At 65.7% G+C, this 24,490-nt stretch carries 22 protein-coding genes; 13 read left to right on the forward strand and 9 right to left on the reverse strand.

Translation table 11 applies throughout. From position 1 onward, the window contains the following. Positions 1-59 precede the first annotated feature (59 nt). The 10 genes from proB (at position 60) to WN73_RS20315 (ending at position 9,835) form a co-directional block, all read left to right on the forward strand. Complete coding sequence (gene proB, locus WN73_RS20270; protein WP_028174855.1) at positions 60-1,181, forward strand: glutamate 5-kinase; 1,122 nt, start codon at positions 60-62, stop codon at positions 1,179-1,181. Positions 1,182-1,449: 268 nt separating this feature from the next. Next, positions 1,450-2,745: a glutamate-5-semialdehyde dehydrogenase gene (locus tag WN73_RS20275; protein WP_271554570.1), complete on the forward strand. Its 1,296-nt coding sequence runs from the start codon at positions 1,450-1,452 to the stop codon at positions 2,743-2,745. A 23-nt stretch (positions 2,746-2,768) separates the two neighbouring features. Continuing rightward, entirely contained in the window at positions 2,769-3,413 is a 645-nt protein-coding gene (locus WN73_RS20280; RefSeq protein WP_038965055.1) for a nicotinate-nucleotide adenylyltransferase, read from the forward strand. A 196-nt stretch (positions 3,414-3,609) separates the two neighbouring features. After that, complete coding sequence (gene rsfS / locus WN73_RS20285; RefSeq protein WP_027523570.1) at positions 3,610-3,966, forward strand: ribosome silencing factor; 357 nt, start codon at positions 3,610-3,612, stop codon at positions 3,964-3,966. A 94-nt stretch (positions 3,967-4,060) separates the two neighbouring features. Continuing rightward, positions 4,061-4,543, forward strand: coding sequence for a 23S rRNA (pseudouridine(1915)-N(3))-methyltransferase RlmH (gene rlmH, locus WN73_RS20290; RefSeq protein WP_028174858.1), 483 nt, complete (start codon positions 4,061-4,063; stop codon positions 4,541-4,543). 33 nt (positions 4,544-4,576) lie between these two features. Further along, on the forward strand, positions 4,577-5,926 hold the full coding sequence (locus WN73_RS20295; protein ID WP_028174859.1) for a murein hydrolase activator EnvC family protein: 1,350 nt from the start codon (positions 4,577-4,579) through the stop codon (positions 5,924-5,926). Continuing rightward, entirely contained in the window at positions 5,923-7,278 is a 1,356-nt protein-coding gene (locus WN73_RS20300) for a S41 family peptidase (RefSeq protein ID WP_011083266.1), read from the forward strand. The genes WN73_RS20295 and WN73_RS20300 overlap by 4 nt, the downstream gene beginning before the upstream one ends. A 147-nt stretch (positions 7,279-7,425) precedes the next feature. Continuing rightward, positions 7,426-8,649, forward strand: coding sequence for a divergent polysaccharide deacetylase family protein (locus WN73_RS20305; protein ID WP_271554573.1), 1,224 nt, complete (start codon positions 7,426-7,428; stop codon positions 8,647-8,649). A gap of 74 nt (positions 8,650-8,723) precedes the next feature. Continuing rightward, entirely contained in the window at positions 8,724-9,227 is a 504-nt protein-coding gene (locus tag WN73_RS20310; RefSeq protein ID WP_011083268.1) for an RNA pyrophosphohydrolase, read from the forward strand. A 104-nt stretch (positions 9,228-9,331) separates the two neighbouring features. Continuing rightward, on the forward strand, positions 9,332-9,835 hold the full coding sequence (locus WN73_RS20315; RefSeq protein ID WP_011083269.1) for an RNA pyrophosphohydrolase: 504 nt from the start codon (positions 9,332-9,334) through the stop codon (positions 9,833-9,835). Positions 9,836-10,001: 166 nt separating this feature from the next. Here WN73_RS20315 and WN73_RS20320 read toward each other — a convergent pair whose 3' ends face one another. The 6 genes from WN73_RS20320 to WN73_RS20345 all read right to left on the reverse strand — a co-directional run bounded on the left by WN73_RS20320 (position 10,002) and on the right by WN73_RS20345 (position 16,957). After that, positions 10,002-11,648, reverse strand: coding sequence for an adenylate/guanylate cyclase domain-containing protein (locus WN73_RS20320; RefSeq protein WP_271554575.1), 1,647 nt, complete (start codon positions 11,646-11,648; stop codon positions 10,002-10,004). A gap of 162 nt (positions 11,649-11,810) precedes the next feature. Beyond that, positions 11,811-12,218: a F0F1 ATP synthase subunit epsilon gene (locus WN73_RS20325; RefSeq protein WP_271554577.1), complete on the reverse strand. Its 408-nt coding sequence runs from the start codon at positions 12,216-12,218 to the stop codon at positions 11,811-11,813. An 86-nt stretch (positions 12,219-12,304) separates the two neighbouring features. Next, entirely contained in the window at positions 12,305-13,738 is a 1,434-nt protein-coding gene (gene atpD / locus WN73_RS20330) for a F0F1 ATP synthase subunit beta (RefSeq protein ID WP_011083272.1), read from the reverse strand. An 82-nt stretch (positions 13,739-13,820) separates the two neighbouring features. Beyond that, on the reverse strand, positions 13,821-14,693 hold the full coding sequence (locus WN73_RS20335) for a F0F1 ATP synthase subunit gamma (RefSeq protein ID WP_011083273.1): 873 nt from the start codon (positions 14,691-14,693) through the stop codon (positions 13,821-13,823). Between the two features lie 174 nt (positions 14,694-14,867). Further along, positions 14,868-16,397 (reverse strand): F0F1 ATP synthase subunit alpha, encoded by a 1,530-nt coding sequence (gene atpA, locus WN73_RS20340; RefSeq protein WP_011083274.1) that lies wholly within the window; start codon positions 16,395-16,397, stop codon positions 14,868-14,870. Further along, on the reverse strand, positions 16,397-16,957 hold the full coding sequence (locus tag WN73_RS20345) for a F0F1 ATP synthase subunit delta (RefSeq protein ID WP_011083275.1): 561 nt from the start codon (positions 16,955-16,957) through the stop codon (positions 16,397-16,399). The genes atpA and WN73_RS20345 overlap by 1 nt, the downstream gene beginning before the upstream one ends. Before the next feature lie 658 nt (positions 16,958-17,615). Between WN73_RS20345 and WN73_RS20350 the strand changes: the two genes are divergently transcribed. Then, positions 17,616-18,113: a septal ring lytic transglycosylase RlpA family protein gene (locus WN73_RS20350; RefSeq protein WP_011083276.1), complete on the forward strand. Its 498-nt coding sequence runs from the start codon at positions 17,616-17,618 to the stop codon at positions 18,111-18,113. A gap of 230 nt (positions 18,114-18,343) precedes the next feature. Here the strand turns inward: WN73_RS20350 and WN73_RS20355 are convergent, their stop codons facing one another. Then, positions 18,344-20,554 (reverse strand): primosomal protein N', encoded by a 2,211-nt coding sequence (locus tag WN73_RS20355; protein ID WP_271554581.1) that lies wholly within the window; start codon positions 20,552-20,554, stop codon positions 18,344-18,346. Between the two features lie 112 nt (positions 20,555-20,666). Here WN73_RS20355 and WN73_RS20360 point away from each other — a divergent pair, with 112 nt between their 5' ends. Then, entirely contained in the window at positions 20,667-21,632 is a 966-nt protein-coding gene (locus WN73_RS20360) for a tyrosine recombinase XerC (RefSeq protein WP_011083278.1), read from the forward strand. Between the two features lie 100 nt (positions 21,633-21,732). Beyond that, positions 21,733-22,323, forward strand: coding sequence for a DUF4337 domain-containing protein (locus WN73_RS20365; protein ID WP_011083279.1), 591 nt, complete (start codon positions 21,733-21,735; stop codon positions 22,321-22,323). 196 nt (positions 22,324-22,519) lie between these two features. Here WN73_RS20365 and WN73_RS20370 read toward each other — a convergent pair whose 3' ends face one another. Both WN73_RS20370 and lpdA read right to left on the reverse strand, forming a co-directional pair. Next, positions 22,520-23,050 (reverse strand): hypothetical protein, encoded by a 531-nt coding sequence (locus WN73_RS20370; RefSeq protein ID WP_011083280.1) that lies wholly within the window; start codon positions 23,048-23,050, stop codon positions 22,520-22,522. 34 nt (positions 23,051-23,084) lie between these two features. Beyond that, on the reverse strand, positions 23,085-24,485 hold the full coding sequence (gene lpdA / locus WN73_RS20375) for a dihydrolipoyl dehydrogenase (protein WP_028174863.1): 1,401 nt from the start codon (positions 24,483-24,485) through the stop codon (positions 23,085-23,087). Between the last annotated feature and the right edge of the window lie 5 nt (positions 24,486-24,490).

Below are 24,490 nucleotides of genomic sequence, written 5' to 3' on the forward strand. Positions count from 1 at the left end.
TGTTTGCTCCGCCGTTCCCGGACCCGAGCAATTCGTCACACGCGCCAACACATACACACATGGCCAGCCCCGAACTCAGTCAATTCCGCCGCATCGTCGTCAAGGTCGGCTCCGCGCTGCTGGTCGATTCCGACAAGGGCGAGGTGCGGACGTCCTGGCTCGCCGCGCTCGCCGACGACATGGCCAAGCTGCACAAGGAGGGACGCGACGTCCTCGTCGTCTCCTCGGGCTCGATCGCGCTCGGCCGCAGCCGGCTCAAGCTGCCGCGCGGCCCGCTGAAGCTGGAGGAGAGCCAGGCCGCCGCGGCCGTCGGACAGATCGCGCTGGCGCGGATCTGGTCGGAGGTGCTAGGGGCCCACGGCATCGACGCCGGGCAGATTCTCGTGACGCTCCAGGATACCGAGGAGCGCCGCCGCTATCTCAATGCCCGCTCCACCATCGGCAAGCTCCTGGAGTGGCGCGCCATCCCCGTGATCAACGAGAACGACACGGTCGCCACCACCGAGATCCGCTACGGCGACAACGACCGCCTCGCCGCGCGCGTCGCGACCATGGCGAGCGCCGATCTCCTGGTGCTGCTCTCCGATATCGACGGGCTCTACGACGCGCCGCCGAAGAACAACCCGAACGCAAAGCTCATTCCCGTCGTCGACAGCATCTCCTCGGAGATCGAGGCGGTGGCGGGCGACGCCGAGTCCGAGCTCTCGCGCGGCGGCATGCGCACCAAGGTCGAGGCGGCCAAGATCGCGACCACCGGCGGCACGCATATGCTGATCGCCTCCGGCAAGATCGAGCATCCGCTCCGGGCGATCGCCGATGGCGGCCGCTGCACCTGGTTCCTGACGCCGGCCAATCCCATTACCTCGCGCAAGCGCTGGATCGCGGGCACGCTGGAGCCGAAGGGCACGCTGACGATCGACGCCGGCGCGGTGACGGCGCTGCGTGCCGGCGCCAGCCTGCTGCCGGCCGGCGTGATCAAGGTCGAGGGCCAGTTCGCCCGCGGCGATGCCGTGATCGTGCGCGGCCCCGATACGAGCGAGATCGGCCGCGGCCTGATCGCCTATGACGCCGACGACGCCGAACGCATCAAGGGCCGCTCCTCCCCTGATGTGATGACCATCCTCGGCATCAGCGGCCGCGCGGAGATGATCCACCGTGACGATCTGGTGGTGGGCGGGTAAACCCGTTGCTCCGTCATTCCGGGATGGTCCGAAGGACCAGACCCGGAATCTCGAGATTCTCAGGTGCGCAACCGCGCACCATAGTTCAATGCTCCGCATCGCCCCGGAATGACGCCCAAGGAAAACATGGACAAGCCCGCCACAACGTCGGGGCTGGGCCAATGACCCAGCCGTCGCGCGGCCGGGGAGACCTGCCATACCCTCCCCGCCCTTCGCAAAAGCGGGATTTCCGTGCTAGGACACCGTCTTAGCAGAAGGTTGAAACCCCATGGCCGCCCCCCTCAAAGCCGTTGACGGCAATGCCGATCTCCAGGCGCTGATGTCCGATCTCGCCGCCCAAGCCCGCGCTGCCGCGCGCGTGCTGGCGCTGGCGCCGCCGGAGCAGAAGAACCGGGCGCTGGAGGCCATGGAGCGGGCGATCCGCGCGAACGCGGCTCCGATTCTCGCCGCCAATGCCGAGGACGTCGCTGAGGCTCGCGCCTCCAGCAACATGACCGCGTCCTTCATCGACCGCCTGACGCTGACACCGGCGCGTGTGGAGAGCATGGCCGAGGGTATCGGCATCGTGCGCGGCATCGCCGATCCGGTCGGAATCGTCACCGAGAGCTGGCAGCGGCCGAACGGCATGACCATCGAGCGCGTGCGCGTGCCGCTCGGCGTCGTCGGCGTGATCTTCGAAAGCCGGCCGAACGTCGCAGCGGATGCCGGCGTGCTGTGCCTGAAGTCCGGCAATGCCGTGATCCTGCGCGGCGGCTCCGACAGTTTCCGCTCCTGCCGCGCCATCCACGAATGCCTGGTGCAGGGCCTGCGCGAAGCGGGCCTCCCCGAGGCTGCGATCACGCTGGTGCCGACGCGCGACCGTGCGGCGGTCGGCATGATGCTGTCGGGGTTGAACGGCGCGATCGACGTCATCGTGCCGCGCGGAGGCAAGAGCCTCGTCGCGCGCGTCGAGCAGGAGGCGCGCGTGCCGGTGTTCGCGCATCTCGAAGGCGTCAACCACGTCTATGTCGATGCCAGCGCCGACCTCGCCATGGCGAAGTCGATCGTGCTCAACGCCAAGATGCGGCGCACCGGCGTCTGCGGCGCAGCCGAGACGCTGCTGGTCGATCGCGCGGCTGCTGCGACGAGCCTGAAGCCGCTGATCGAGATGCTGATCGAGGCCGGCTGCGAAGTGCGCGGCGACGACGTCGTGCAGAAGACAGACGCGCGCGTAAAGCCTGCGAACGACGACGATTGGGACACCGAATATCTCGACGCGATCATCGCGGCGAAGGTGGTGGACGGCGTCGACGGCGCGATCGCGCATATCCAGAACCACGGCTCGCATCACACCGATGCGATCGTGAGCGAGAACGAGGCCGCTGCGAAGAAATTCCTGAGCGAGGTCGATTCCGCCATCGTGCTGCACAACGCCTCGACGCAGTTTGCCGATGGCGGCGAGTTCGGCTTCGGTGCCGAGATCGGCATCGCCACCGGCCGCTTTCACGCCCGGGGACCTGTCGGCGCCGAGCAGTTGACGAGCTTCAAATATCGCGTTCACGGCACCGGGCAGACGCGGCCGTAGATAACGTCGCGAGGCGCGGGCAATTGAGCAACAATTTCGTCGTGCCGCGTTTCGTGGCGCAAGCGATCCCGCCCTCGACCCCGGGCATGCGCGTCGGCCTGCTCGGCGGCTCCTTCAATCCGCCGCATCAGGCCCATCGCGCGATCAGTCAGTTCGCGCTCAAGCGATTGCAACTCGATCGCGTCTGGTGGCTGGTCACGCCCGGCAACCCGCTGAAGGAGAACGGCACGCTGCATGAACTCGGCGCGCGCATGCAGGCCGCGCGCGACGTCGCCAACGATCCCAGGATCGAGGTGAGCTGTCTCGAATCCGTCATTCGCACGCGCTACACTATCGACACGATCAACACCTTGCGCCGCCGTCTCCGCGGCCTGCGCTTTGTCTGGATCATGGGCGCCGACAACCTCGCTCAATTCCACCGTTGGCAGGACTGGCGGCGCATCGCCGGCCAGGTGCCGATCGCGGTCATCGATCGCCCGCCGCAGAGTTTTCGTGCCCTCGCCTCTCCTGCCGCCAAGGCACTATCGCGCTACCGCCTCCCCGAGAACGAGGCGGCGTTGCTGGCGGATCGGCCGGCGCCGGCCTGGGTCTTCCTCACCGGACTGAAGCTGAACCTGTCCTCGACGGGCCTGCGGAACCCGGACGGGAGCTGGAAAGGTACGAAGTGAGACAGACTGTGCGGATCGGGGCTCTCTGGCATATTGAAACCCTTAACCCCACATGATGTAGTGTAACCCGCGAGGGTCGGATTCGGCTCTCGCGATACAGTGAAAGGAATGGTCCCTGGCCACATCTGTATTGTCCAAGTCTGTTTTACCCAAGGTTGCTAAGCCTACGCGTAAAACATCGACCAAAGCTGCGGCCTTGAAGGCGCAACCCGACGCCGACAAGACGCTGAGCCTGATCCTCTCCCGCCTCGAGGACATGAAGGCGGAAGAGACGGTCACCATCGACCTTCGCGGCAAATCGGCGTACTCCGACTACATGATCGTCACCACGGGCCGGGCCAACCGGCACGTCGGCGCGATCGCGGAAAACGTCACGAAGAGCCTCAAGGAAACCGGCATCAAGAACATCCACGTCGAGGGCTTGCCCAATTGCGACTGGGTGCTGATCGATTCCGGCGATGTGATCGTGCACGTGTTCAGACCCGAGGTCCGCGAGTTCTACAATCTCGAGAGATTGTACACGCAAGGCCCAGGGGCGGCGAAGGCGATCTAGAGGCTCAAAGAGCCGATTTCGAATCGGCTGACGCGCATGCTAGCGTCGTGTGCGCGCGAGATGCGCGCGGCCTCGAAAACACGACTCTGAACACATGCGTGTTGCTGTCATTGCGGTGGGCCGGCTGAAGCAGGGCCCCGAACGGGAGCTTGCCGACCGCTATTTCGAGCGGTTCGACGAGGCCGGCCGCAAGCTCGGATTCCGCGAGTTGTCGATCCACGAAATTCCCGAGAGCCGCGCGCGCGACGCCGCGACGCGGATGGCCGAAGAGGCTGCGGCGATCGGCGCGCATATCCCGGACAAGTCGATCCTGGTGGCGCTGGACGAACGCGGCCAGAATCTCGATTCCACCGTATTCGCACGGCATCTCGGGCGCTGGCGCGACGAGGGTGCCGGTCATACTATCTTCGTGATCGGAGGGGCGGACGGACTTTCGCCCGAATTGCGCCGTAAGGCCAAGCTCGCGATCGCGTTCGGCTCTGCGACCTGGCCGCACCAAATGGTCCGCGTCATGCTTCTGGAACAGCTTTATCGGGCCGCCACCATCCTGGCCGGCCACCCCTATCACCGCGCGTGATCCGCGCCACAACGAGCACCTTTGCCTAAAGCGATGCGAGCGCCTGTCCTCAACCTGCTGCTGATCGCGAGCGTCTCAGGCGCAAGTGTCTTGGACGCAAGTGTCTTGGGCGCAAGCCTCGCGCAAGCTCAGACGCCGGCACCGCAGACCGCAGCCGTCTCGCCCGATGCGATCAAGCAGCGCGAGCAGGAGCTGGAGGCCGCGCGCGCCAGGCAGAAGAGCGCGGAGGAGGCGCAGGCCAAGCTCAAGGCCGAGATCACCTCGCTCGGCCAGGACCGCACCCAGCTCAACCAGCAGCTGATCGACACCGCCGCCAATGTGCGCTCCGTCGAGACCAAGATCGACGAAGCCGAAGCGCGGCTGAAGACGCTCAACGGCCGCGAGCAGGCGATGCGCACCTCGCTTGATTCGCGCCGCGCCGACATCGTCGAGGTACTGGCGGCCTTGCAGCGCGCCGGCCGGCGTACGCCGCCCGCGCTGCTGGTGCGGCCGGAGGACGCGCTGCAATCGCTGCGCACGGCGATGCTGCTCGGCGCCGTCGTGCCGGAACTGCGCGGCCGCGCCGAAAAGATCGCGAGCGAGCTCGGCGAGCTCGTGGCTCTGCGCAAGAACATCGCCACCGAACGCGACCAGCTCGCCTCCGATCGCGACAGGGTCCGCAACGACCAGAGCCGGCTCGCCGCATTGGTCGACGAACGGCAGCGCCAGCAGGCCGCGCGCGAAAAGGACCTCGATGCCGAGAACTCGCGCGCCATCATGCTTTCAAGGCAGGTCGGCGATCTCCAGGGCCTGATCGCCAAGATGGAGCAGGACCTGCAAAGCGCCGCCAAGGCGGCGGAGAAGGCAGCCGAGGCCGCCAGGCAGGCGGAGGCAAAAGCGGCCGCCGGCGCCAAGTCCGGCCCTGGCGCTTTCAAGGACCGGTCCCGGACCAGCCCCGCGATCGCCTTCGCTTCGGCCAAGGGCCTGCTGCCGCTTCCGGTTAACGGTAACAAGATCAGGGACTTTGGCGGTTCCGATGGGGTCGGCGGGGTCCAGAAGGGCATTTCGCTGGCCACCAAGCCGGGCTCCCAGGTCACGACGCCGTGTGATGGCTGGGTGGTCTATGCCGGCCCGTTCCGCAGTTATGGACAACTCTTGATCCTCAACGCCGGGGGCGGGTATCATGTCCTGATCGCCGGGATGGAGCGCATTTCGGTCAACATCGGACAGTTTGTGCTCACGGGGGAGCCGGTCGCGACCATGGGGTCGACCTCTCAAGTCGCCTCCATTCTCGCCACGAACGCGAGTCAACCTGTGCTGTATGTCGAGTTCCGCAAAGACGGCACTCCAATCGATCCAGGCCCATGGTGGGCCGCAAATGAAGGCGAGAAGGTTCGCGGATGATGCGCAAGACTTCAGTTATCCTCCTCAGCGCGGCCACCGGTGCGGCGCTGACGCTGTTCGTGACCCAGCCGCGCGCGGTCTTCATGGGCTCCAGCGCGCGGGCCGCCACCGCGGACACCTATCGCCAGCTCAATCTGTTCGGCGACGTCTTCGAGCGCGTGCGCTCCGACTATGTCGAGAAGCCCGACGACACCAAGCTGATCGAATCCGCCATCAGCGGCATGCTCACCGGCCTCGATCCGCATTCGAGCTACATGGACGCCAAGAGCTTCCGCGACATGCAGGTGCAGACCCGCGGTGAGTTCGGAGGCCTCGGCATCGAGGTCACGATGGAAGACGGCCTGATCAAGGTCGTCTCGCCGATCGACGACACACCGGCCTCGCGCGCCGGCATCATGGCCAACGACATCATCACCAATCTCGACGACGAAGCGGTGCAGGGCCTGACCCTGAACCAGGCGGTCGAGAAGATGCGCGGTCCGGTCAACACCAAGATCAAGCTCAAGATCATCCGCAAGGGCCAGGACAATCCGCTCGACGTCACCTTGGTGCGCGACAACATCCGCGTCCGCTCGGTGCGCGCCCGCATCGAGGCCGACGACATCGCCTATATCCGCATCACCACCTTCAACGAGCAGACCACCGAAGGCCTGAAGCGCGAGGTCGCCAACCTCTCGAATCAGATCGGCGACAAGCTGAAGGGCTACATCATCGACCTGCGCAACAATCCGGGCGGCCTGCTCGAGGAAGCGGTCACCGTCTCCGACTCGTTCCTGGAGAAGGGCGAGATCGTGTCGACCCGCGGCCGCAATGCCGAGGAGACCCAGCGCCGCACCGCGCATGCCGGCGACCTCACCAAGGGCAAGCCGGTCATCGTTCTGGTCAATGGCGGCTCGGCCTCGGCGTCCGAAATCGTCGCCGGCGCGCTGCAGGACCACAAGCGCGCGACCATCGTCGGCACGCGCTCGTTCGGCAAGGGCTCGGTGCAGACCATCATCCCGCTCGGCTCGGGCAACGGCGCGCTGCGCCTGACCACGGCGCGCTACTACACGCCGTCGGGCAAGTCGATCCAGGCCAAGGGCATCGTGCCCGACATCGAAGTGCTGCAGGACGTGCCGGACGAGCTGAAGTCGCGCACCGACACCAAGGGCGAGGCTTCGCTGCGCGGCCATCTGAAGAACGACGGCGACGAGAAGACCGGCTCGCAGTCCTACGTCCCGCCGGACGCCAAGGACGACAAGGCGCTGAAGCTCGCCGACGACCTGCTCCACGGCATCAAGAACAGCGCCTCCGCGGCGCCCACGCCGGGTACCGACAAGGCCGCGACCGACAAGCCCAAAGCGGCGAACTGAGTCGGCGCGACCCGCGCGATCCAACGCAAAGGGCGGCTCCCGGAGCCGCCCTTTTTGCTTGGATCTCCTGGCATCCCCGGCCTATCCCGGCCTGCCGCCGCTTGACCTTAGCGTGGTATCGTCGGCAGCAGTGATTCGGGATCGCGCATGACTGAAACGGCCGATGATCTGAGCGCCCCGCTCGGACAGGACAAGCCGCGCCGAAAACGCCGGCTGCGGCTGCCGTTCACGGCCATGCAGGCGCTCGCCATGCTGCTCGGCCTGTTCCTCGTCGCCTTTGCCGGCTTCGCCATCTTCAACAAGGATCCGCTCGGCGGCGAGCCGATGACCCGGATCGCGATCCGCGAGCCCAAAGCCACGGACGAGAAGCCGGCCGCCTCCGGCCACGGCCAGGACAGCAAGCAAGGGAGCAAGCACGAGACCAGGGAGGCGCCGAAGCAGGCCGCTCCCGGCGAGCAGAAGACCGTCACCATGATCGACGGCTCCACCGGCGCGCGCCACGACGTGGTGATCGGCGCCGGCGAGGCCGCCGACAAGGGCGAGGCGGCGTCCGCACCGCCGCCGGTCATGGCCGGAATCGACCCGAAGCTGCTGGAGAAGTCGCGCTACGGCATGATCCCGGTGGTCGCCGACGGATCGAAGCCGTTCAACGTCTACGCGGCCGATGCCGACCGCGCCAAGGCCGCCAAGATGCCGGTCGTCGCGATCGTGATCGGCGGGCTCGGCGTCGGCGCCGCCAAGACCACCGACGCGATCATGAAGCTGCCGGCCGCGGTGACGCTGGCCTTCACGCCCTATGGCTCCGATCCAGGAAAACTCGCCGAGCGGGCCCGCGCCCAGCGCCACGAGATTTTCCTCCAGATCCCGATGGAGCCCTACGACTTCCCTGACAACGATCCGGGCCCGCAGACGCTGCTGACCTCGCTCAGCGCCGACCAGAACATGGACCGCCTGTACTGGCACCTGAGCCGGATGCAGGGCTATGCCGGCATCACTAATTTCATGGGCGCCCGCTTCGTGGCGACGGACGCGGCGATGCAGCCGATCACCCGCGAGGCGGCCAAGCGCGGCCTCGGCTTCTTCGACGACGGTTCCTCGCCCCGCAGCGTCGCGCCCCAGGCCGCAGCGAGCCAGGCGATGCCGTTCGGCAAGGGCGACATCGCGATCGACGTGGTGCCGACCCCGGCCGAGATCGACCGTGCCCTGAACAAACTCGAATCGGCGGCGCGCGAGCGCGGCACGGCCATCGGCACCGCCTCCGCCCTCCCCGTCTCGATCGAGCGCATCGGCGCCTGGACCAAGACATTGGGCGACCGGGGTATCCTTTTGGTGCCATTGACAACCGCGATGCTGAAATCAAAATCCAGCTAAATCAACGAATTGGTACGGTACGGGTCCCGCGGGGCCGAGATGCCCTGCCGGAAGCACGCGAGAGGTTTGGCGGAATGGCGCGTTACGAGGATCTGCCCTACCGGACTTGCGTCGGAGTGATGCTGATTAACGCGAAGGGACTGGTGTTCATCGGCCGCCGCGCCGGTGGCATCGAACATATCGACGACACCCATGTCTGGCAGATGCCGCAAGGCGGCGTCGATCCCGGCGAGGACACCTGGGCGGCCGCCAAGCGCGAGCTCTATGAGGAGACCAGCGTGCGCTCGGTCGAGCGGCTCGGCGAGGTTCCGGACTGGCTGATCTACGACATCCCGCGCACCGTCGCAGGCCGCGCCTGGAAGGGCCGCTACCGCGGCCAGCGCCAGAAATGGTTCGCGGTGCGCTTCACCGGCAAGGACAGCGAGATCAATGTCGAAAACCCCGGCGGCGGCCACAAGGCCGAGTTCGTCAGCTGGCGCTGGGAGCCGATGAAGAATCTTCCCGGGCTGATCATCCCCTTCAAGCGCCCGGTCTATGAGCGCGTGGTGAAGGAGTTTTCCGCGCTGGCGGAGGAATAGTTTGCACCGTCACTCCGGGGCGTGCGAAGCACGAACCCGGGATCTCGGAATTCCGGGGATGGTCTTTCGGACCATCCCGGAATGACGATCAGAGAAGTGACCGCATGTCGAACGACAACAAACCCTACCGTCCCAATGTCGGGATCGCGCTGTTCAATGCCGAAGGCCGCGTGCTGATCGGCCACCGCTTCAAGGGCGACGGCCCCGAGATCATCCTGCCGGGTCTCGACTGGCAGATGCCGCAGGGCGGCGTCGACGAGGGCGAGGACCTGCGCGATGCGGCGATGCGCGAGCTCTGGGAGGAGACCAACGTCGTCAGCGCGAGCTATCTCGGCGAGACCGACTGGCTCACCTACGAATTCCCGCCCTATGACGGACCGCAGACGCATCGACTGGCGAAGTTTCGCGGCCAGCGCCAGAAATGGTTCGCGCTGCGCTTCACCGGCAAGGACGACGAGATCGATCCGCTGACGCCGCAGAACGGGCAGCCCGCGGAATTCGACGCGTGGCGCTGGGAGCAGCTCGATCGCGTCGCCGATCTCGTGGTGCCGTTCCGCCGCGAGGTCTATCGGGCCGTGGCGCAGCAGTTCGCGCCCTTCGCAAGCTAAACTGCGAAAACAACCCCATGCACAGTAGAATGGTGGTTGAAATCATTGGGACATTCTCGACGGAAATTTGCGCGTGCGGGCCGCACGATTCTCTCGTTCCCTCCCCCACAAGGAGGGAGGGAACGCACCTTTGTTGGTGCGTTCGTCGGGCCAATCAGAGCAAGCGCTAGTTGATCGGCCCGACCGTGAACGGGCCGATCGCGATGACGTGGCAGTCGCTGTCGCGCCTGGCGCAATCAGCTAGCGCGGAATTGACCGCGGTCTGCTCGTCGGCGGCCTTCAGGCCAAGGCCGGGGCGTCCTGCGGTGCCGACGGCGACGGCATTCCAGCCCATGCCATCCGCGAGCTTGCGCACGACCTCGTCGCGGGCGTCGGCCACGATCGAGGCATTGCTCGCAGCATGGAAGAAGCCGGTGATCCTGAGCAGGGTCGGAATCGGCACGACGAAATTATCGTCCACCGCGACGATCATGCAGGCGACGCCCGCGATCGCGCCGCACGATTCCAGCGCACGCCGCGCCGATTCCTCGGGCGATGATGAGCCCAGCACCATGAAATATTGTCCGCCCGGGCCGAGCGCGACCGACCGGGATTTCGCCGCCGGCACGAACATGTTCTCGAGCCGGACCTTTTGCGGATCGCGCACCATCGGAAAGTCCTTCGACGCAAAGGTTCGCTCGGTCATCGCGTCATGCCGAAAATAGGGAGACGGCGGCATCGGCGGCTTGCCATGCGTGTAGACGACATTGTTGCCGACCGCATAGAGCTCGCAGCGCCGCGGCGATTGCGCGGCATCGGCGCGCTTCTGGCACTGATCGAGCGCGGCGTTGCGCGCGGCCTCCTCGTTCGGCTGGTTCAACGCTGAACCGGTGAAGCCGCCGATATTGAGCGCGAAGGCCTTGTAGTCGCCGGCGGCGGAATAGTCCCCGGCCAGGTAGTTGCGGATGCGCTCGTTGATGAAGGGCACGCTGTCGGCAGCAAACTTGCCCGTCATCGGCGAGGCGGATAGCGACGGTGCGGGCATCGGAGCCATCGCAGCGCCGGCATTCGGCGGCGCCGTCGGCGCTACCTGCGCCTTTGCGAGCTGGGTCGGCGTCGCGCTCGGCGCGGCACTGGGTGTCGCGGCCGGCGTCGCCACGGCGGTCGCCGTCTGCTTGAGCTTGGTGTTGTAGAGGAAGCCGGTGACAACGATGGCAACGACCGAGACGACTGCCACCACCAGCGGCCACATCCACACGGGTGCGGCGGCGAGCCTGGAGGCGGGCTTCTTCAACTGCGGCTTCGAATAGCTGCCGTCCTCGCGCCGCATCGCCACCATGTAGGCATGCACCGGCGTCGGGATGTTCTTCACCTCCTGCGCGCCGATATCGGCGAACTGCACCGACAGCTTGTTGGCGACCTGCTCGTGCACGGCACGGGAAACGCAGATGCCGCCGACCTCGGCGAGGCCTTCCAGCCGCGCGGCGATGTTGACGCCGTCGCCGAGCAGATCGCCGTTGCGCTCGACCACGTCGCCGATGGTGATGCCGATGCGGAACGACATCTGCCGGCTCGGCGGATAGGCCATGTTGCGGGTCCGCAAGGACTCCTGGATGTCGATCGCGCAGCGCACCGCGTCCACCGCGCTCGGAAATTCCGCGAGCACGGCATCGCCGGCGGTGTTGAAGATGCGACCGTTCGCCTTTGCGATGAAATCGTCGATGACTTCGCGGTAGGAGGCCAGGCGCCGCAGCGTCTCCTCCTCGTCTTCCGCGACCAGCCTCGAATACCCGGCAATATCGGCTGCGAAAATCGCTGCGATCTTGCGTTTCATCTGTGACCCGCCCCGGAACAAATTCGCGGGCGAAGAATGCCGCTATCGGCTGCGCAGTGCAACAAAGTTTCAGCGCCCGCCACTTCCGTGACGAGCGCTGAACTTATTCAGGAATTTCTTGCAGGAATTTCGCGTTCGAGCCCCGAAGCGATGCCTCGGGGCTTAATGCATAGCCGTCGAGCTGAGCTGCTGCTGGATGCTCTTGTAGTGGTCCAGCCGCTCGATGGCCAGATCGAGCTCGCCGCCTTCGTGCTCCTTCAGGCCCTCCTCCATCTCCGCGATGGTCTCGGCGAACTGGGCACGATCGAGCTCGTCCAGAGAGGTCGCGACGTCGGCGAGCACGGTGAGGCCCTTTTCGGAGACTTCGGCGAGGCCGCCGAGCACGATGATCTTCTCGTGCTTGCCGGCGGCGGTGACGGTGAGGATGCCCGGCCGGATTGCAGCCACGACCGGCGCATGTCCCGCCAGCACGCCGAAGTCGCCCTCGACGCCGGGGATGTCGACCTGGTCGACCTCACCCGAGAATGCGAGCTTTTCCGGCGAGACGAGATCGAAGTGGAAGGTGGCCATGGAGAACCTGCGAATAGCGAGTGGCGAATGGCGAGCGGCGAGTGGGAGCGGCGACTATTCGCTACTCCCCATTCGCCATTCGCTTCTTAGGCCGCTTCAGCGGCGAGCTTCTTGCCCTTCTCGACCGCCTCTTCGATGGTGCCGACCATGTAGAAGGCGGCTTCCGGCAGGTGGTCGTACTTGCCTTCCACCAGGCCCTTGAAGCCCTTGATGGTGTCGGCGAGGTCGACGAACTTGCCGGGCGAGCCGGTGAAGATTTCGGCGACGTGGAACGGCTGCGACATGAAGCGCTCGACCTTGCGGGCGCGGGCCACCGTCAGCTTGTCCTCTTCCGAAAGCTCGTCCATGCCGAGAATGGCGATGATGTCCTGGAGCGCCTTGTAGCGCTGCAGCACCTGCTGGACCTGACGGGCGACCGCGTAGTGCTCCTCGCCGACGACCAGCGGGGAGAGCATGCGCGAGGTCGAGTCGAGCGGGTCCACCGCCGGGTAGATGCCCTTTTCGGCGATCGAGCGCGACAGCGTGGTGGTCGCGTCCAAGTGCGCGAACGAGGTCGCGGGCGCCGGGTCGGTCAAGTCGTCGGCCGGAACGTAGATGGCCTGCACCGAGGTGATCGAGCCCTTCTGCGTGGTGGTGATGCGCTCCTGCAGCGCGCCCATGTCGGTCGCGAGCGTCGGCTGATAACCCACCGCCGAAGGAATACGGCCGAGCAGCGCCGACACTTCCGAGCCGGCCTGGGTGAAGCGGAAGATGTTGTCGACGAAGAACAGCACGTCCTGGCCCTTGTCGCGGAAGTCTTCCGCGATGGTCAGACCGGTGAGCGCGACGCGGGCGCGGGCGCCCGGCGGCTCGTTCATCTGGCCGAACACCAGCGCGCACTTCGACTTCACGCTCGGATCCGGATTGTGCGGATCGGCGTTGACCTTGGACTCGATGAACTCGTGATAGAGGTCGTTGCCCTCGCGGGTACGCTCGCCGACGCCGGCGAACACGGAGTAACCACCGTGCGCCTTCGCGACGTTGTTGATCAGCTCCTGAATCAGCACGGTCTTGCCGACGCCGGCGCCGCCGAACAGGCCGATCTTGCCGCCCTTCGCATAGGGAGCCAGGAGATCGACGACCTTGATGCCGGTGACGAGAATTTCAGCTTCGGTGGACTGGTCGGTGTAGGTCGGCGCTTCCTGGTGGATGGCGCGCAGGCCTTCCGACTTGACCGGGCCGGCTTCGTCGATCGGCTCGCCGATGACGTTGATGATGCGGCCGAGCGTGCCTTCGCCGACGGGAACGCGGATCGGCGAACCGGTGTCGGTCACTTCCTGGCCGCGGACCAGACCCTCGGTGGTGTCCATCGCGATCGTGCGCACGGTGGATTCGCCGAGATGCTGGGCGACTTCGAGCACCAGGCGGTTGCCGCCGTTCTTGGTCTCGAGCGAATTGAGAATGGCCGGGAGGTGGCCTTCGAACTGCACGTCGACGACGGCGCCGATGACCTGGGTGACGCGACCGGACTGGGCTGCCATTGAATGTCTCCTTCGATCCGAACTTCTAGACCACGGTCAACTGACCGGGATGTTGGGTTTAACGGGCAATGAAGCGCCTTGATCAGACGGCCTCGGCACCCGAGATGATTTCGATCAGTTCCTTGGTGATCTGCGCCTGACGCGTGCGGTTGTAGACCAGCGTCTGCTTGCGGATCATCTCACCGGCGTTGCGCGTCGCGTTGTCCATCGCGCTCATCTGCGCGCCGTAGAACGAGGCGTTGTTCTCGAGCAGCGCGCGGAAAATCTGGACCGCGAGGTTGCGCGGCAGCAGGCGCGTGAGGATCTCGTCCTCTTCCGGCTCGTATTCGTAAGACGTCGTGCTGGCGGCAGTGCCCTCCTCGACGACCAGCGGGATGATCTGCTGGGCGGTCGGGATCTGGGCGATCACCGAGCGGAAGCGCGAATAGAACAGCGTGCAGACGTCGAATTCACCGGCCTCGAAGCGCGCCAGAACCTTCTTGGCGATGTCCTCGGCGTTGACGAAGCCGAGCTGGCGAACGCTGCGCAGGTCGAGATGCTCGACGATCTGCTTGTCGAACTGGCGGCGCAGCTGCTCGTAACCCTTGCGGCCGACGCAGAAGAATTTCACTTCCTTGCCCTGCGCCATCAGCGCCAGCGCGCGCTCACGGGCGAGACGCACGATCGAGGAGTTGAAGGCGCCGGACAGGCCGCGCTCGCCGGTGCAGACCAGCAGCAGGTGGACCTGGTCCCTGCCGGTGCCGGCCAGCAGCGCCGGCGCGCCGGGCGAGCCCGCCGCGGCGCCGGCGATGTTGGAAATCACCGCGCTCATCTTGTCGGCATAGGGACGCGCAGCCTCGGCCGCGGTCTGCGCGCGGCGCAGCTTCGAGGCCGCGACCATCTGCATGGCCTTGGTGATCTTTTGCGTCGCCTTGGTGGAGGCGATGCGGACGCGCATGTCTTTAAGTGACGCCATTCTTCGTCCCCGACGGTTCGAGCCCTTGCGGCCAAACCGCTAGCCTGTCTCTGTCGTCATGCCCGGGCCTGTCCCGGGCATCCACGTCTTCGTCTCCCACGCGGTAAGGCGTGGATGGCCGGGACATCAAATGCGAAGACGCGCTTCGCGCTTTTGGCCCGGCCGTGACGGTTCTTACGCGAAGCTCTTCGCAAAACCTTCGACCACCGACTTCAGCTTGGCAGCGGTGTCGTCGGAGAGGTCGCGGCTGTCGCGGATCGAATTGAGGATCTCGACGTTCTTGCCGCGCAGCAGCGAGAGCAGACCGTCCTCGAACGCGCGCACCTTGTTAACGGGGAGCGGATCGAGATAGCCGTTGGTGCCAGCCCAGATCACGCAGACCTGCTCTTCCATCTTCAGCGGCGAGAACTGCGGCTGCTTCAGGAGCTCGGTCAGGCGCGAACCGCGGTTGAGCAGGCGCTGGGTCGAGGCGTCGAGGTCGGAGCCGAACTGCGCGAACGCCGCCATTTCGCGATACTGCGCGAGCTCGCCCTTGATCTTGCCGGCGACCTTCTTGGTGGCCTTGGTCTGCGCGGACGAACCGACGCGCGACACCGACAGACCGACGTTCACCGCGGGACGGATGCCCTGGAAGAACAGGTCGGTTTCCAGGAAGATCTGGCCGTCGGTGATCGAGATGACGTTGGTCGGGATGTAGGCCGACACGTCGTTGGCCTGGGTTTCGATAATAGGCAGCGCGGTCAGCGAGCCCGAGCCATGATCCTTGCTGAGCTTCGCCGCGCGCTCGAGCAGGCGGGAGTGCAGATAGAACACGTCGCCCGGATAGGCTTCGCGGCCCGGCGGACGGCGCAGCAGCAGCGACATCTGGCGGTAAGCGACGGCCTGCTTGGACAGATCGTCATAGATGATGACGGCGTGCATGCCGTTATCGCGGAAGAATTCGCCCATGGTGCAGGCAGTAAAGGGGGCAATGTACTGCATCGGCGCCGGATCCGAGGCGGTGGCGGCGACGATGATCGAGTATTCGAGCGCGCCCTGCTCTTCCAGCACCTTCACGAACTGGGCGACGGTCGAACGCTTCTGACCGACTGCGACGTAGACGCAGTACAGCTTGATGTTCTCGTCGGGCTGCGCGTTGAGCGGCTTCTGGTTCAGGATGGTGTCGAGCGCGATCGCGGTCTTGCCGGTCTGGCGGTCGCCGATGATCAGCTCGCGCTGGCCGCGGCCGATCGGGATCAGGGCGTCGATCGCCTTGAGGCCGGTCGCCATCGGCTCGCTCACCGACTTGCGCGGAATGATGCCGGGCGCCTTGACGTCGACGCGCATACGCTTGTCGGCCTGGATCGGGCCCTTGCCGTCGATCGGGTTGCCGAGCGCGTCGACGACGCGGCCGAGCAGGCCCTTGCCGACCGGCGCGTCCACGATGGCGCGGGTGCGCTTGACGGTCTGGCCTTCCTTGATCTCGCGGTCGGCACCGAAAATAACGACGCCGACGTTGTCGGTTTCGAGGTTCAGCGCCATGCCGCGGGTGCCGTTCTCGAACTCGACCATCTCACCGGCCTGGACGTTGTCCAGACCGTAGACGCGAGCGATACCGTCGCCGACGGACAGCACCTGTCCGACTTCGGAGACTTCAGCTTCCTGGCCGAAATTCTTGATCTGGTCCTTGAGGATCGCGGAAATTTCCGCGGCGCGGATGTCCATCAGCCTGCCTCTTTCATCGCGTGCTTGATCGAATTGAGTTTGGTGCGAAGCGAACCATCCACCATGCGGCTGCCCAGCTTGACGACGAGGCCACCGATGATCGAGGGATCGACTTTCACGTTCAGCGCGACGTCCTTGCCGGTCACCGACTTCAGGGCAACCTTGAGGGCGTCGAGATTCTTGTCCGAGAGCGCCTCCGCCACGGTGACATCAGCGGTCGCCTCGCCCTTGAACTTGGCGACGAGGGCGCGGTAGGCGCGGATGACGTCAGCCACCACGAACAGGCGGCGGTTGGCGGTCAGCACTTTCAGGAAATTGGCAGAGATGCCGGCGATGCCGACCTTGTCCAGCACGGCCGTGAGGGCCCTGGACTGGGCATCGGCCGCGAACACCGGGCTGCGGACGAGGCGCTTCAGATCGGCGCTCTCGCCGAGCAAGGCCTCGAACCTGTCGAGGTCGGCCTTGACCTCGTCGACCGCTTTCTGGTCGCGGGCCAGTTCAAACAAGGCCGTTGCATAACGGCCGGACACACCGGAAACGGACGTATCTTCTGCAGCCACAGACGCGCTCTTTTTGCTGTCAAATTCGCAAGGGAAAAACCGTCGCCACGAAGAGGCGCCTAGCGATCCAAGCCCTTGGAATTCAAGCGGGACTTCGATTTTCGACCAGCACGGGAAGTGCCGGGCTCGTTAAAATCGCGGCTTTGCTAACATAGCAGGCGCGCACGTGCAACATGACGCCAAATTAAAGGCACGAGGTTCTGTCGCCAGTTCGTCGCACGCGACGGCGCTTCAATGACGAGGGGTCGGCGACCTCGACGATGACCTGCCACGCCACGGAATTGCCGCGAGCCTTGCGGCGGTGCGGCGCCGTTGGTTCCTGCTCTCAGCGCATAGCGGCCATGAACACGGATCGCTGAGGCGTGACTTCGGCCCCGGTCGCGCCGCCCGCCGAATACTTACCCAATTCTAAATGCTGAGAGCGATGACTTCACTCTACAGTATTCATAAGTAATAGTTAAGTTAATGAATCGTTAAAGTTAAAGATTACGGAATGTCGGATGAATATACCGGCAGGTCACAAGATATTTCACGACGAAACAGAATGGAATTACTGCCCAATTCATGCCGCATTGCGCAACGAAACGCCAAACCGCTCACAAACTGATGAGGGCTCCACTGGCCACATATGTGGCAATACTAGCTTAGGGACCATTAAATGCTGTCTTTCAAGACGCTGGGCACTGTGACCCGGCCGCGCACGGCGATCGCTTTCATAGCCGCAACCCTCTTCATCGGTGGAACCGCCACCGAAGCTTCCGCCAAATCCAGGCATCACCGGCACCATCATCGCCACCACGCCCAGACCGACGCCAATGCAGGCTCTGATTGGCGCAATGCCAATGCGGCGATGACGCCGTCCTCGGGCACCGGGCACAGCTTCTCCGGCATGGCCTCCTATTACGGCAACGAGTCCGGCAGCAGGACCGCCTCGGGCCAGCGCTTCAACCAGAACGCCATGACCGCGGCACACCGTTCGCTGCCGTTCGGCACCAAGCTGCGCGTCACCCACGGCGGCTCGAGCGTGATCGTCACCATCAATGACCGTGGCCCGTTCATTCGCGGCCGTGTGCTCGACCTCTCCACGGGCGCTGCCCGCGCCATCGGCCTCACCGGCGCCGGCGTCGGCCGCGTCACCGCGGAAGTCATCTCCTAAGGCGCCACGGCGCCTCACATTGCCCGCGCACTTTCCATCAGTTTGATGCGCGCATGAAACAAGCCCGCCGTCTTGGGGGACGGCGGGCTTTTTGTTGTCGTCATTCCGGGGCGATGCGCAGCATCGAGCCCGGAATCCATCGGGCGGCAGGGCCCGCGGTGAAATGGATTCCGGGCTCACGCTTCGCGTGCCCCGGAATGACAGCGGAGAATGTGGCGGCGACCGCAGCCTTACAAAAAGCTCTGCGGATCGACGTCCACCTCCAGCTTCTGATTGCCCTTCGGCTTCGGACAGACCGCGAGCCAGTTGCGCAAATAGTCCGACAGGTCGAAACCGCGCGCCGATTTCACCAGGATGCGGAAGCGGTAGCGGCCCTTGATGACGGCGAGCGGCGCTTCCGCCGGGCCCAGCACCACCACGCGCTCGTCGCGCGGCGCGAGCGCAACGAGGCGGCGGCCAAAGCCTTCCGCGCTCGGGCGGTCGCCGGCCGAGATGATCAGGCTGGCGAGCCGGCCGAACGGCGGATACAGCGTGCGCTCGCGAAGATCGATCTCGCTGTCGTAGAAGGCTTCGCGGTCGCAGGCGATCAGCGCCTTCATCACGGGATGATCGGGCTGGTGGGTCTGGAGATAGCCGACGCCGCGGCCCTGCTCGCGTCCGGCGCGGCCGATCACCTGGTTGAGCAACTGCCAGGTGCGTTCCGCCGCGCGCGGATCGCCATTGGAAAGGCCGAGATCCGCATCCACGACGCCGACCAGATTGAGCCGCGGGAAATTGTGGCCCTTGGCGACGAGCTGCGTGCCGATGATGATGTCGACGCGGCCCTCCGCGATCTCGGCAAGCTCGGAGCGCATGGTCTCGATCGAGGTGATGAGATCGCTCGACAGCACCATGGTGCGCGCCTCCGGGAACAGCGCGGCCGCTTCTTCCTGCAGGCGCTCGACGCCGGGGCCGACCGCGACCAGCGATTCCTCCGCCGAACAGTTCGGACAGACATGCGGGCGCGGCATCGAGAAGCCGCAATGGTGACAGACGAGGCGCTGGCGGAAGCGATGATCGACCAGCCAGGCATCGCAGATGGTGCAGGCGAAGCGGTGGCCGCAGGCGCGGCACAGCGTCAGCGGCGCATAGCCGCGGCGATTGAGGAACAATAGCGCCTGCTCGCGCCGCTCGATCGCGGTCCTGATCTCGCCCGCCAGGCGCGGCGAGATGAAGCGGCCGCGCGCCGGCGGCTCGCGGCGCATGTCGATCGCCTCGATATGCGGCATGTGCTGGCCGCCGAAGCGCGAGGGCAGCGCGATGCGCTGATAGCGATTCTTGCGCGCATTGACCTCGGATTCGACCGACGGCGTCGCGGAGGCCAGCACGATCGGAATTTTTGCGATATGCGCGCGCACCACCGCCATGTCGCGGGCATGGTAATGCACGCCCTCGTCCTGCTTGTAGGCCTGGTCGTGCTCTTCGTCGACGACGATGAGGCCGAGATTGGCGTAGGGCAGAAACAGCGCCGAGCGCGCGCCGACCACGACCGGCGCGCTGCCTTCGGAGATCGCCGCCCAGTTGCGCGCGCGGGTGCGCGGGGTGAGCTCGGAGTGCCATTCGATCGGCCGCACGCCAAAACGCTGCGCGAAGCGGTCGAGGAACTGGCCGGTGAGCGCGATCTCCGGCATCAGGATCAGCGACTGCCTGCCGCGGCGGATCGCCTCCGCGACCGCCTCGAAATAGACCTCGGTCTTGCCCGAGCCGGTGACGCCGTCGAGCAGCGCGACGTGGAAGGTGCCGTTGGCCGCGAGCGCGCGCATCGTATCGACCGCGGTGCGCTGGAGCGGTGTGAAATCCGGCCGGCCGAAATCCGGATCGGGGGCCGGCGGCGGCGGCGGCGGCGGCATCGGCTCGACCGTGAGCGTGCCTTCGTCCACCAGGCCGTCGATCACGCCGGCCGAGACGCCCGCCTCCTTGGCCGCTTCGGACTTGCCGTGCAGCAGCCGGTCCGACAGCACCTCGATCACGCGTTGCCGCGCCGGCGTCAGCCGCCTGGGGGGATCGCCGACCAGGCGCACGCCGGGGCGCACCCGCTCGGGGCCGAGATTCTCGCCCATCCGCAGGCACATGCGCAGCACCATGCCGCGCGGGCTCAGCGTGTAATTGGCGACCCAGTCGACGACCGAACGCAACTCGGGCTTCAGCGGCTGGAGGTCGAGCTTCTCGCTGACCTCCTTGAGGCGGTTGTGCAGGCGCGGATCGGGATTGGCGTTTTCGGCCCAGACTACGGCGAGCACCTCGCGGGGCCCAAGCGGCACGCCGACGAGATCGCCCGCCTTCAGCTCCATCCCGCGCGGCACCTTGTAGGAATAGGTCTGGTCGAGCGCGACCGGCACCAGCACGTCGACCATGCGGGTCGCGTTGGCGGAGGCGGTGCTGCTGCGGGAGGTGTGGTCCATGAACTGAGAATCGGAACCCGGGGGCCTCAAGGCTAGCGCCGTGAGGCGGCCTTAGCGAACGATAAACGAGTGTGATGCGATATACTGTGCGGAATCACCACGTCCAGAGCGCATGAGCAAAGCGGCCGCCCCACAAATCGAGCTCGCCAGCGCCGATCCCTCGATCGCGCAGGAGATGACGCGCTGGCTGTCGCATCTCGGCGCCGAGCGGCGGCTGTCGCCGAAGACGCTGGAGGCCTATGGCCGCGACTTGCGGCAGTGCCTGGATTTCCTCTGCAATCATTGGGGCGAACGCGTCACGCTCAAGCGCTTCGCCGCGCTGGAGGCCACCGACGTGCGCGCCTTCATGGCGATGCGCCGGGCCGACGACATTGCCGGCCGCTCGCTGATGCGCGCGCTGGCGGGCCTGCGCTCGTTCGGCCGCTTCCTCGAACGCGAGGGCAAGGGCAAGGTCGGCGCGCTCTCCGCGATCCGCGCGCCGAAAGTCGCAAAGAGCCTGCCGAAGCCGCTGCCGATGGCGTCGGCCAAACGTCTTGCGGACGCCGACGAGCGCGCCGGCGAGGAACGCGAGACCTGGATTCTGGCGCGCGATGCGGCGGTGATGGCGCTGCTGTATGGCTCCGGCCTGCGCATCTCCGAAGCGCTCGGCCTGAAGCGCCGCGAGGTGCCGAAGCCGGGCGAAGGCGACGTGCTCGTCGTCACAGGCAAAGGCAACAAGACCCGCATGGTGCCGGTGCTCCAGAACGTGCTGGCGCTGGTGCAGGAATATGTTTCGATGTGCCCCTATCCGCTGCCGGCGGAAGGGCCGATCTTCGTCGGCGCGCGCGGCGGTCCCTTGAGCCCGCGCATCATCCAGCTCGCGATGGAGCGGCTGCGCGGCGCGCTCGGCCTGCCCGACAGCGCGACGCCGCACGCGCTGCGCCATTCCTTCGCCACGCATCTTCTGTCGCGCGGCGGCGACCTGCGCGCGATCCAGGAACTGCTCGGCCATTCCTCGCTCTCGACCACGCAGATCTACACCGGCATCGATTCCGAGCGGCTGCTGGAAGTCTATGCCAGCGCGCATCCGCGGCGGTGAATTCTGACATCAAGCTGTCATAGCAAGCTCTTGGCGCGCATGCCTCTTGCGCGGCGCCCGCGGTTCGGTCAATCGTGGGGCATCCAGGCAGGAGGGATTTATGAGCGCACATGAAAGCATGGAGCATGCCGAGCACGCCGAACACGCGTCCGGCTCGAACAAGAAGATCGCCCTTCTGATCGCCGTGCTGGCCCTGTTCCTGGCGATCTCGGAGACGCTCGGCAAGGGCGCCCAGACCGAATCGATCAGCAAGAACGTCGAGGCCGCCAATCTCTGGGCGTTCTTCCAGGCCAAGAGCATCCGCCGCACCGTGGTGCTGACCGCGGCCGAGCAGGGCAAGCTCACGGTCGTCGGCGCGACCGACGACGCCATGAAGGCAGCGGTGCAGAAGCAGGTCGACGACTGGACCAAGACCGCGCAGCGCTATCGCTCCGAGCCCGAGACCGGCGAAGGCACCGAGCAGCTCGCCGAGAAGGCCAAGCATGCCGAGCACGAGCGCGACGAGGCGACCGCTAAATACCATCACTTCGAGCTGGCGTCGGCCGCCTTCCAGATCGGCATCGTGCTGGCCTCGGCCACCATCATCACCGGCATCTTCGCGCTCGCCTATGTCGGCGGCCTCCTGACGCTCGCCGGCCTGCTCATGACCGCGCTCGGCCTGTGGTGGCCGCATCTGCTGCATTTGCATTGAGGGGGTGAGGCGGCTTACTCCGCCGTCGTCCCGGCGAACGCCGGGACCCATACCGCGTGATCTATCGATTACTCGCGGTGGGAGTACCGAACGACGAATCTTCGCCAAACTACTCCCTGGGGTTATGGGTCCCGGCCTTCGCCGGGACGACACCTGAGAATTGGCGCGAGCCCTGGCTCGACAACTGAAAGCGCAATCACCGCGCCTGATGCACGCTCTTGCGGAAGCGCTGGATCAGGCGGAGCGTGCGGGCGGACCAGCCTTCGCCGTTGCCGGTGATCAGCTCGCGGATGCGCTGCTTGATCGGGTCGACCAGCAGGTGCGCCTTGGCACGCACCTTCATCACGAGATCGTAGATCCGCTCGAACCAGTGCATCTCCAAAAGCTTGTCGCGCGTGACGTCGAACACGAAGGCGGTGACGCCGACGCCGACGAGCTTTGCGAACAGGATCGTGAAGACGGCGCTGGTCCAGTATTCATGCGTGAGCAGCCACAGGCCGACGAGCTTGAGCGGAAACAGCGGGATGATGGGGACCGCGAACACGATCAGCGTCATGGCCGGCGACAGCGCGTCGACACGCTCCGTCAGCCATTGCTTGAAGCGCGCGAGCGGGATAGCTGCGACAACCCGCGCGACGATCGGTTCGAGATGGTCCCACAGCCAGGCTTCGATCAGGAAAATGATCGCAAGCAGGACCCAGACCGGTTGGAGAAGGCGGCGCAGCATGTGTTGTCCCGCCCGATTCGGCTCGGGGCGTCGCCTACATATGGATGGCCCGCTTGCCGACTGCAAGCGCGGCTTCCTTGATGGCCTCCGAGCGGGTCGGATGCGCGTGGCAGGTGCGCGCGAGATCCTCCGCACTGCCGCCAAACTCCATGAGAACGCACGCTTCATGGATCATTTCGCCGGCTTCGCGGCCGATAATGTGCACGCCGAGCACGCGATCGGTCTTCGCATCTGCGAGAATCTTCACAAAGCCATCGGTGGTCTGGTTGACCTTGGAGCGGCCGTTGGCGGTAAAGGGAAACTTCCCGACGGTATAAGCCACGCCCGCCTGCTTCAGTTCCTCCTCGGTCTTGCCGACGGAGGAGACTTCCGGCGTGGTATACACGACGCCTGGGATAACGTCGTAATTCACGTGGCCGGCCTGGCCTGCGATGATCTCGGCAACCGCAACGCCTTCGTCCTCGGCCTTGTGCGCGAGCATCGGGCCCGCGACGACGTCGCCGATGGCATAGACGCCCTTCAGGCTGGTGGCGAAATGCGGATCGATCTGCACGCGGCCGCGATTGTCGAGCGCAACGCCGGCTTCCTTCAGGCCAAGCCCATCGGTGTAGGGCACGCGGCCGATGCAGACGAGCACGACGTCGGCTTCCAGCGTCTCCGCAGCGCCGCCGGCGGCGGGCTCGATCGTCGCCTTCAGCGTCTTGCCGGAGGTATCAACGGCGGTGACCTTGGCGCCGAGCTTGAATGCAAAGCCCTGCTTCTCGAGGATGCGCTGGAATTGCTTGGCGATCTCGCCGTCCATGCCGGGCATGATGCGATCCAGGAATTCGACGACGACGACTTCGGCGCCGAGCCGCTTCCACACCGAGCCGAGCTCAAGGCCGATCACGCCGGCGCCGACGACGAGCAGCTTGCCGGGGACCTTGTCCAGCGACAGCGCGCCGGTGGACGAAACGATGCGCTTCTCGTCGATCTCGATGCCCTTGAGACGCGCGATGTCCGAGCCGGTGGCGATCACGATGCTCTTGGTCTCGACGACCTGCGACTTGCCGTCGGCGGAGACTTCGACCTTGCCGGTGCCAAGAATCTTGCCGGTGCCCTTGAGCACGTCGATCTTGTTCTTCTTCATCAGGAACTCGACGCCCTTGACGTTGCCGTCGATGCCCTGCTGCTTGAAGTTCATCATCGCCGGAAGCTCGAGCTTCGGCGCGGAGACCGACACGCCCATCTTGGCGAAGGAGTGCGCGGCCTCCTCGAACATTTCGGAAGCGTGCAGCAGCGCCTTCGAGGGCATGCAGCCGACATTGAGGCAGGTGCCGCCGAGCGTTGCGTTCTTTTCGACCACGGCGACTTTCATGCCGAGCTGGGCTGCGCGCACCGCGCAGACATAACCGCCCGGTCCGGTGCCGATGACGACGAGATCGTAGGTAGCCATGAGAG

The organism is Bradyrhizobium sp. CCBAU 45394, from assembly GCF_028128655.1.
GTDB lineage: Bacteria > Pseudomonadota > Alphaproteobacteria > Rhizobiales > Xanthobacteraceae > Bradyrhizobium > Bradyrhizobium diazoefficiens.